General features: G+C 52.1%; 16 protein-coding genes. 6 read left to right on the forward strand and 10 right to left on the reverse strand.

Translation table 11 applies throughout. The annotated features are described in order from the left end of the window. Window positions 1–535: transposase (locus ACP7IZ_RS13040; protein WP_426849622.1), on the forward strand; the 535-nt coding region annotated here is incomplete at its 5' end. Between the two features lie 230 nt (window positions 536–765). Here the strand turns inward: ACP7IZ_RS13040 and ACP7IZ_RS13045 are convergent. The 3 genes from ACP7IZ_RS13045 to ACP7IZ_RS13055 form a co-directional block, all read right to left on the reverse strand. Further along, complete coding sequence (locus ACP7IZ_RS13045) at window positions 766–981, reverse strand: WGR domain-containing protein (protein WP_309298869.1); 216 nt, start codon at window positions 979–981, stop codon at window positions 766–768. Between the two features lie 81 nt (window positions 982–1,062). Continuing rightward, complete coding sequence (locus ACP7IZ_RS13050; RefSeq protein WP_006115563.1) at window positions 1,063–1,341, reverse strand: HU family DNA-binding protein; 279 nt, start codon at window positions 1,339–1,341, stop codon at window positions 1,063–1,065. A 95-nt stretch (window positions 1,342–1,436) separates the two neighbouring features. Continuing rightward, entirely contained in the window at window positions 1,437–2,147 is a 711-nt protein-coding gene (locus tag ACP7IZ_RS13055) for a BRO-N domain-containing protein (protein WP_006115562.1), read from the reverse strand. Window positions 2,148–2,457: 310 nt separating this feature from the next. Here ACP7IZ_RS13055 and ACP7IZ_RS13060 point away from each other — a divergent pair, with 310 nt between their 5' ends. From ACP7IZ_RS13060 to ACP7IZ_RS13080, 5 genes are all read left to right on the forward strand, one after another. After that, window positions 2,458–3,246: a hypothetical protein gene (locus ACP7IZ_RS13060; RefSeq protein WP_006115561.1), complete on the forward strand. Its 789-nt coding sequence runs from the start codon at window positions 2,458–2,460 to the stop codon at window positions 3,244–3,246. Between the two features lie 116 nt (window positions 3,247–3,362). Then, window positions 3,363–4,211: a hypothetical protein gene (locus ACP7IZ_RS13065; RefSeq protein ID WP_039891563.1), complete on the forward strand. Its 849-nt coding sequence runs from the start codon at window positions 3,363–3,365 to the stop codon at window positions 4,209–4,211. A 2-nt stretch (window positions 4,212–4,213) separates the two neighbouring features. Next, entirely contained in the window at window positions 4,214–4,678 is a 465-nt protein-coding gene (locus tag ACP7IZ_RS13070; RefSeq protein ID WP_039891560.1) for a hypothetical protein, read from the forward strand. A 96-nt stretch (window positions 4,679–4,774) separates the two neighbouring features. After that, the gene (locus ACP7IZ_RS13075) at window positions 4,775–5,590 is read left to right on the forward strand and encodes a hypothetical protein (protein ID WP_006115558.1); all 816 of its coding nucleotides are present in this window, start codon (window positions 4,775–4,777) and stop codon (window positions 5,588–5,590) included. Between the two features lie 12 nt (window positions 5,591–5,602). Beyond that, the gene (locus tag ACP7IZ_RS13080) at window positions 5,603–6,007 is read left to right on the forward strand and encodes a hypothetical protein (protein WP_006115557.1); all 405 of its coding nucleotides are present in this window, start codon (window positions 5,603–5,605) and stop codon (window positions 6,005–6,007) included. Between the two features lie 56 nt (window positions 6,008–6,063). On the opposite strand, the gene ACP7IZ_RS13085 is transcribed toward ACP7IZ_RS13080, so the two are convergent. The 7 genes from ACP7IZ_RS13085 to ACP7IZ_RS13115 form a co-directional block, all read right to left on the reverse strand. Further along, window positions 6,064–6,363 (reverse strand): hypothetical protein, encoded by a 300-nt coding sequence (locus ACP7IZ_RS13085; protein ID WP_232517490.1) that lies wholly within the window; start codon window positions 6,361–6,363, stop codon window positions 6,064–6,066. A 50-nt stretch (window positions 6,364–6,413) separates the two neighbouring features. After that, window positions 6,414–6,614 carry a hypothetical protein gene (locus tag ACP7IZ_RS13090; RefSeq protein ID WP_012813212.1) on the reverse strand — a complete coding sequence of 67 codons (201 nt, stop codon included), beginning with the start codon at window positions 6,612–6,614 and terminating at the stop codon, window positions 6,414–6,416. Window positions 6,615–6,670: 56 nt separating this feature from the next. After that, window positions 6,671–7,000, reverse strand: a complete 330-nt coding sequence (gene mazF / locus ACP7IZ_RS13095) for an endoribonuclease MazF (RefSeq protein WP_012813213.1) — start codon at window positions 6,998–7,000, stop codon at window positions 6,671–6,673. A gap of 1 nt (window position 7,001) precedes the next feature. Continuing rightward, a complete protein-coding gene (locus ACP7IZ_RS13100) occupies window positions 7,002–7,256 on the reverse strand; it encodes an AbrB/MazE/SpoVT family DNA-binding domain-containing protein (RefSeq protein ID WP_006115554.1) in 255 nt (84 codons plus the stop codon). Between the two features lie 98 nt (window positions 7,257–7,354). Then, on the reverse strand, window positions 7,355–7,663 hold the full coding sequence (locus ACP7IZ_RS13105) for a PIN domain-containing protein (protein WP_006115553.1): 309 nt from the start codon (window positions 7,661–7,663) through the stop codon (window positions 7,355–7,357). Continuing rightward, on the reverse strand, window positions 7,660–7,932 hold the full coding sequence (locus tag ACP7IZ_RS13110; RefSeq protein WP_006115552.1) for an antitoxin: 273 nt from the start codon (window positions 7,930–7,932) through the stop codon (window positions 7,660–7,662). The genes ACP7IZ_RS13105 and ACP7IZ_RS13110 overlap by 4 nt, the downstream gene beginning before the upstream one ends. Window positions 7,933–8,004: 72 nt before the next feature. Beyond that, entirely contained in the window at window positions 8,005–8,361 is a 357-nt protein-coding gene (locus ACP7IZ_RS13115; RefSeq protein ID WP_426849625.1) for a hypothetical protein, read from the reverse strand. Window positions 8,362–8,373 lie beyond the last annotated feature (12 nt).

An 8,373-nucleotide genomic window follows, 5' to 3' on the forward strand; every position in this document is an offset into this window, starting at 1 on the left:
GGATCGTCATGCACGATGGACACTTAAGTTCACGAAGGCGAAGCGGCAGGACGATGGAACCATACCGTCGAGCGATCTCGCCATCCCGTTCTTTGGCTACAAATCCCACGTCTCCATCGACCGGAAGTTTCGGTTCATCCGAAAATGGAAGACGACGGATGCCGCCGCCAGTGATGGTGCGCGATTGAGAGAGGGGCTGTTAGATAAAACCAATACGGCCTCAAGCGTTTGGGCTGATACAGCTTATCGCTCGAAAGCGAATGAGGACTTCATGGACAAAGAGGGTTTTGTCTCAAAGGTTCACAGAAAAAAGCCGCATCTCAAGCCTATGCCCCGACATATCCAGAAATCGAATGCTGGAAAGTCCGTGATCCGATCACGCGTCGAGCACGTCTTTGCCGACCAGAAATCACAGACGGGGTTGTTCATCCGAACTGTCGGTATCACCCGGGCCACCATGAGGATCGGGCTGGCCAATATCGTCTACAACATGCGCCGCTTCCTCTTCCTCGAAAGGTTGAACGCGAGCGCGTAGTCATCCAGCGGGACGGCAGTCCCCGATCTGCTCAAAACGCAGATCAAAAGCTACCCCAAAAACCGTCAATCAAATCGCCAAAAGCCTGAAATCACGAGCCAAGCGCATCAACCAACGATTCTTCGATCCCTCCATGTATGCAGCCACAACACTTCGACGCATCTGGTTATAACCTGCAACTTATGAGCCAAACTCTAATTGGAAGAGACTTAACCAGATGAGAAGAACACTCAAGACCGCACGATATAACCGCGTTTGAGCTTCTTACGAAACAAAACAGCCAGTTGATTGGCCGCAGCTCCCGCATCTGGGAACAGATCAAGCCTAACCCTTCCGGGGGTCCCTATTCTGCCCCATCGCCGGATAAGCGCTGCTCCCCCAAACAGATCCGGTTGAACAGAGAGGTCATAATAGCGCCACGTGTTGCGAGGGGGAAATATGCGCACCAGAGAGACCGCGTCCGGAAAAAGAGAAAGCTGCTGAAATGCTCCGTCCCCCAGCGCCGGCTCACAGTTACCACAAATAGTCTATTCCACCCTCAGAGCATCCTTGACGGCCTTTGCGGGTGTATAGGCGAGTTTACGAGATGCAGGGATCACCAGCTCAGCACCCGTTTGCGGGTTGCGACCTTTACGCTCCGCCGTCTGACGCACCACAAATTTGCCAAATCCTGCAATAGTTGTGTCATCGCCTTTGACCGCAGCTTCAGTAATCGCAGCAAAAACTGTTTCCAAAGCCGTTTTGGCATCCTTCTTCTGAATGTCCGTTGCAGCAACAATACGTTCAATCAAGTCCTGGCTGTTCATCTTAATATCCCAACATAAGAAATTATGGATTGGAAGGTAGTAGATTTAACATCCCAACTACAAGAGCTTCCCTTCCAATCCCTCAATGATGAAACTTATGATCTTTCTGGTGATGCAGACGTTACCGGCTCAAAATAGGGGCCAGTCCCAAACTTATCATCGAGTAGTCTCATAACTGCGGACAAACGACACATATACTGGCGCATTTGATCAGACCGTTCACTATTCTGCCCAAGAGCAAACCAACTAATTTGCACGAGCTTCACCAGATGAATGAGTTCCAGAATATCCAGATCATAGGACCACGGGCGTTTTGCTTCACTTAACGCTCTTTCGACAGAAAATTTGCCGTTCATGCGTGTCACCAGGTGGCGTGTTGCTTGATAGATATCACCCTCTTTCAGCTCCGCCAGAAGACGTAGATCTTCCTGCGTGAGACCAGCCGATCGAAGGTCAACGTCATCTTGACCTTTATCAGGCCGATATTCTCCAGTGCGGCGTATCTGGGGCAGAACTTCTTCCGTGACCCAGCGGCGGAACCTCTTAGCTACGGGTTTTCTGGAAGCAAACGTGAGATAATAGAGTCCACTTTCGCTCACAGCCACGACTTTCTGCGGCCCGCCAGCAGTCGGAATCGTAACAAGTCGTTTTTCATTCTCGTCGAGTTTTTCCAACGCACTCCGATGGCGCTGAATTTCCAGCACGTCACAGACTGCACGTCCAAGCAGCCATGGCCGGCCATCACACTCGACCCATTCGAGTTCATGTCCTTCGAACGTCATTGCTGTATTTGATATCGGGGTCATCTTTTAATCCTCGCGAAATCTGATTACGCAGTCAACATCCCCCTCCATCATGCGACGAACCACGAAAAAATCACTCCTATCCCTCATCCAGATGCGAAGTCCCGTCTCACAAAGGGAGCCCTCACTAATGCCTCTTTTTCCAGCTTGCCCAATCCTGGCGGCGTAGCCGCCGCACTGAGGGTGCAATGGTGTATGAAGACCCTGAAATATGTGTGGTCAAAGTGTGGACAGATCATAGGTCAGAGTGAGGTCGAAAGTGAGGTCAATGCAGGGGCAGATCGATAGTCAGTGCTAGGTCTAGATAAGATCCATGTGGGGACTCTTCCTTGTAAAAAGCTTTCTCGTCGCATCATCGCAGGCAATTCTCCCCGACAAGGAGCAGAACAACGTGTCAAAAGGTATAGAAAAACTCAGAGCCCGAACGATGAAACAACATGCATCCTGCCGGGCTGGTAAACTCTATCGATGGTTATTCGAGCACCACGAAACGATCCGCCAGGCGAGAGATGACAACATTGGTTGGGAGGAAATAGCTGACGCAGCCCGAGCTGACGGGATCTCAATCGTATCGGATCGTCCTGGGCGCAAACTCATTCAATGGAAATGGAAACGTGTCTGTTTGGCGCTTGGCAAGCTCACTCAACCAAGGAGCAATAATGACGTCAGCGACCGAGTTGCTGACAGACCCATCATGCCCAGCAGACTGCCTGCTGACTGGAAACCGGAATTCGTTGAAATACCGCAACCTGTCTCCCAACCTGCTCAGGGAAGGCCGCAAAGCTCCTCTCTAACGGTCAAAACCGAGACGATGCCTGCAGGAACTTCCATGACGATGGAGCAAAAAATAGACAAAGCCCGTTTCACCCTCGGTCAGGCCAAGTTCGATCTCACGATGGCCAAAGAACAGGTCAGGCTGAACGACAGTCAGGGTGCTCCCATGCTTGCAAAGGAAGGGGAAGCAAAACTCCCTGGGCTGCGGGAGATCATAAAACAAAGACGGGCCATTTATGATCGTCTGCTCGCGGGTGAGGATGTTCCTGAGGAAGAACTGGAATTCAAGTCGCCTCGCGAGAGAGAAGAAGAACAATATTCTGACTGAGCAGGATTTTTCATTTTTTTTCCAGAAATCCTATCTGGTCGCATGATGACACGATGAAATCCTTCTGAACGGCACCCTCATGATTGCGCGGTGCCACAGCAGAAAAGGATGCTTCAATGACTGCAACCAAAACGGATCCAGCCCAGACCCAACCTGCCAAGTCGGCCCGCACCAAACCCCCTGTGCTCCTGACCGCAGTTGGTCGGCAACGCACTGGCAAAACCGTTTTTCTCAACGCCCTGACAGAAACCGTCATGCGCCAGGGCGGCGATGTGGAGGTCTGGAACACGGACCACCTGAATGTCTCCCACTCCATCTCGCACTTCCATCCCAATGCAAAGAAACCCGCTACTGGCAATCTCAAGGAACAGAAATCATGGCTGGAACAGCAGATCGAAGGCATGGTGAAGCGCCAGAAGGACGTGATACTGGATATCGGCGGCGGCTGGACGGCCTTCCACGAAATCATCAATAGCACCCCTCTTGTACCACAACTGACCAAGCTGGGGATCAAGGTTGTCGTGGTATACATGCTCGGCACTGAACTAGCCGATGCTGACTACCTGCAGGATCTTCAGGAGAAACGGCGCTTCCTGCCCGGCCACAGCATCATAGTGATGAACCGTGGCTTGCTGCCGCTGGGTTACACAAACAACAGCCACTTCGACAAAATCCGTCAGACACAGGCTGTCATGAACGCCACGGTTGATAAATCCGATGAGGATGGCGGGATCTACTTCCTTCCTGAACTGGATGGGATGGACGAAATCACGGATCGTCGGCTGTCCTATGCGGATTTCATTGATGACAAGAATGTCGCGGGACATCCTCCCAGCGGTCTTTTCGATCGGATGCGGGCCGAAGTCTGGTTCTATCGCTCTTTCCCGGAGTTTCTGGCGCAAATTGATCCCAGTCTTCTTCCCGACATGCCCAAAGGTCTACCCGTTCCGAGAGACTTCGAGTGACCATGAGCCTGCCAAACGACAAGCAGACCGAGAATGCGCCAACTCCGGCACAGGCTATTGAGGAGCTGAAGCACGCGCTTCAGCACTTCACTGTCAGACCGGAGACACCCAACGGGCGTTTCTTTCTGGCAATTCTTGCTGTTCTGGAAGCACAAAACCGGACGCTCGATGCGATGCCCCGGAGCCTGAATGAGGCTCTTGTACTGCTTCAGGCGGAGCGTCGTTCCATCGAACTGACGTTGCAGGATGGCGTTGATGCCGCGAAGGCACTGAGCCAGATCAACGAACGAATGGTTGAACAGCGCATTCTGGACGTGGTCAGCAGGGTTTTTCAGTCTCTGGAACCCGAGATCGGGCGGCGGGCAAAACTGATCGGTGACCGGTATCAATGGCGTTCCACTGGCCTCATCATCTTCTGGGCCATGTTGCTGGTCGTCATCGGTTTCGTGCTTGGTCGGCTTCCATGAAAGTGTGACCATAATGGACACACCTGCCCTGCCCGCTCTTTTTTCAATTCCGTCGCATGATGGTCTGGGAAAATCACTGCATCGCAATCAAGGGAGATGCTCGTGAAAAAGAGACGATCCACTCGTCACAGATGGAAGGTCCTGCCAGCGCTTGGCTGTTCCTTTCTTATTTATCCTGCATTGGCGCAAACCGTCAATGTCCCGGCTGGCCTCCCGCCCACGGTCAATGCAACCTATCAGGAAGTTGGTATGGGTGGCTGGACACCGCCAACCTCTTCTACCACCCAGCAGATCAGTGGAAGCGGCTCCGTGGTCTCAACAACCACAACATCGTCTGATAGCGGCACAGACGCGCTCCAATCAATGTATTCCCAGTCATGGGGATATGCTGCCGCCCAGAATGCCAGCGCCCTTGGTGTTAATCCTGACGCTCTGGCGGCAACCTGCGTCGTGGAGTCAGGATGCCGCAACGTTTATACAGCAAACAGTAATTCATCCATTACTGGTGCGTTTCAAATGTCGAACGGCACATACAATGAAGCTCTTCAGAAAGCGTTGGCTTCCAACCCTAGTCTAGCCTCCACCATCACCAACACGGGAATATCTGGCCAGCAGGATCCTGCCACGCAGGCAGTTGCAGCAGCACAGTATCTCAAGGATGCGGCAACCACGCTACAAAACGCGGGAATTAGCAACCCGACAGCTCTTGACGCACGTGCGTATTACAATTTTGGTCCTACTGCTGGACAAGCAATCGCACGTGCAACTGACGATACGCCGATGTCAGAATTTGTCTCCGCTTCACACATGGCCAGCAACGGCATTTCATCAAACGAGACCGTCGGCCAATGGCGGGCTAATGTGGCTTCGAAAATGGGTTCGGCAGCTTCATCTCCAATATTAAGCTCATAAAAAGGAAAACAGATGTTTTTTCGTAAATTGTCATTTGCTGCATTCGCTGGAATGAGTCTGGCCTGTGTATCTTCACACGCTCTCGCTGCCGGCCCTAAACCGGTAAAACCTTTGCAAGGCTACAAATGCTTAGCAATTGATGCGCCTGATAGCGTGATGATGGATTTCAATAATCCAATTCCTCTTCGCTCAGCGCCCAATGATCATGCTCCAGTTATTGCTCCAGCGTCAGCAATTCTTGCTGTTAATGACCCGGAACAATTAGATAATGGTTATGTGAAAAGCATGAATTTCGCATTCAAACCAGGCTGGGTACCAACGAAATGGCTTAAAGAATATTCAGAGGTCCATCCTGGAAACACTTGCGCACCATATATCATGAATGATGGAAAGCTCGGTTTCAAATTTGGACATTAAGGACAACGTTTCATCATTCTGATAGATACAGGGAAGCCGCCAACTGGCGGCTTTCTTTATGCTTGAAATTCTGACTTCTCTTTCACGAACTCCCGAAATATCGGATCATTGATCCGCCTACGTGGTGAAGGCCGTGCCAGAAAAGCCGCTTCCAGATCAAGCAGCCACGCGGAAATGTCTGGAGGCAATGCGGATGTCCCGGCGAGGGCACGGCGTAACTGAGTGTGATGTGTGTCACATCTCTCGGCTGCGAGACGTTCTGACCAACCCAACACCATAAGGCACTGGAACAGACGGCGCCCGGAAAGGCGTATTTCCGGGCGATCGGAAGATAAGGCATTTTTGCTCGTTGTCATACATGGATGCTGCCTGTCCATGATGCGACGAGCGCACATTCAAATGGATTTTATCCCTGAATTAGAAAGGCCCGCAGCAGACGCTTCCAGAACGGCACACCTTCAGCCTTCCATGTACGCTGAAGCTGCCGATCGGCTGCAAGGGTGTCCCACAGCAAAGGAGAAACGGACAGCTTCTCCCTTCGGCTTGCCCCTTCTCGACGTTGGCGCTTGCGTTCTTTGCGGATCATAATCGCGCGGGCAAGATTCATGGGTTGTTATCTTTCAACGTGGGGCATTGTTTTTGTTATGATCCATGGCGATTTTCTTATCTGCCTATCAGTGCACGGGCTTTTGCCCGAATTTCCGATAGCTCTACCTCAGACACGCGCCCTTTGCTCTTCGCACCCCGCGCCCGCCAATCGAAAGACTTTACCTGATCCGCGAGCACCGCACTCGGTCGATCAGTGTCGATTGCAACTTCAAAAGGATAGCCCTTCAGCTTGGTCGTCAGTGGACAACACAGCATCAGACCAATCCGATTATAAGCCGCCGATGACAAAACGACTGCGGGTCGATGTCCCGCCTGCTCGTGTCCGATTTGTGGTGAAAAATCGAGCCACACGATTTCGCCAGCATCGGGTACGTAGGCAACCATGTCAGAGGAGTTCGCGGCCAACAGGCGCTCCGAAGTCCACTTCAGGATGAATATTCTCCGGGGTGATCCCAGCCAACAAATCCGCCAGATCGTATTCTACGACTGTGAGCGGCTCAATGACAATGCGTCCGCTTTCCTCGCGCACATCCACTGGCTGATCCAACGTCAATCCAGCAGCTGCCAATACTGAAGCAGGGATACGAATGGATGCACTATTCCCCCATTTTTTTACCACAGCCTTCATTGCGCCCTCCATGCCAAATTAACTCAGTCGATACTATATGAGTGCGATTTAATGTGTCAACTTCGTATCAACATCATTCTTTATTTGGATCCCTTACCCTCATCTATCAATCACGCAAAAAGCTTCTCAAGCATGCCGATTGTCTGCCCTGCCGCCTCGAGTTCGGCGCGGATGCCACCGTATTCACAGTCGGCAGGAATATCGAGTGGCAGCACAGGGATAAACGCCAACACGCTTTCGACCCGGTTCAAGAGCTTTTCGGAGCCTTTTTTGGCGCATCCATAGCGTAATTCTGCGGCCACGATGATGCTGGTGCAAAGATCACCTGGGTCAATATGCTCAATGCGTTGCGCACAGGAGCCGGAAGGATTGCGCACGAGATCGCTGATGATGTTTGTATCAAGAAGGTAGATGCTCACAGGATATCTTCTGGTCTGGCGGCAACATCCTGAATATCGGGAAAATCGTCTTCGGGAGGCAGCTGCGGCTCTTCACGCCATGCCATGAGAAGCTCCTTCAGCGTGGAAGGCGTCTTCACAGGCTCCAGAACGAGTTTGTCACCGTCACGGCGGATCAGCACACGATCTCCCGGCATTTCAAATTCGACCGGAATCCGCACGGCCTGACTGCGATTATTCCGAAAGAGTTTTACTTCGCGCGGTCTGGGGGTCACTTCAGGAACTGGCATAGGGGCCTCCTACGTGTATATTCCATAATGTCTATGCCCGACTGTCAAAACTCAAGACATTTGATTGTCCTCTCAGAGATGCCCGACTGTCCTACCGTCCCGACCACGCATGTAGTGCATCATATAGTCAGCACCAGCGATGGAGAGTGGCGCTGCCAGCCCCTGCAACCCTTCGATACGGGCTTCGTCACGACGCGCAGCAATGCAAGCCAGTGCGCCTGATCTGGAGAAAAGCCGGAAAGCATCATCCTCTCGCAACTGGAAGCGCAAAGGGACAAGGTCAGCCAGACCACGGGCGACATCATGAGGCGTGGGGTTATGCTCTGGCACTAGGTGTTTAGTCCCGGGGTTTGATGGTGTGATATTTTCACGAGAGTGGAAGGAAGCATTATGGGACAGATACGTCATGGGAGCGCCACGACCACGCACGCCGTGCGAGCA

The sequence above is a fragment of the Acetobacter sp. AAB5 genome, from assembly GCF_050106715.1.
GTDB classification, from domain to species: domain Bacteria; phylum Pseudomonadota; class Alphaproteobacteria; order Acetobacterales; family Acetobacteraceae; genus Acetobacter; species Acetobacter oryzifermentans.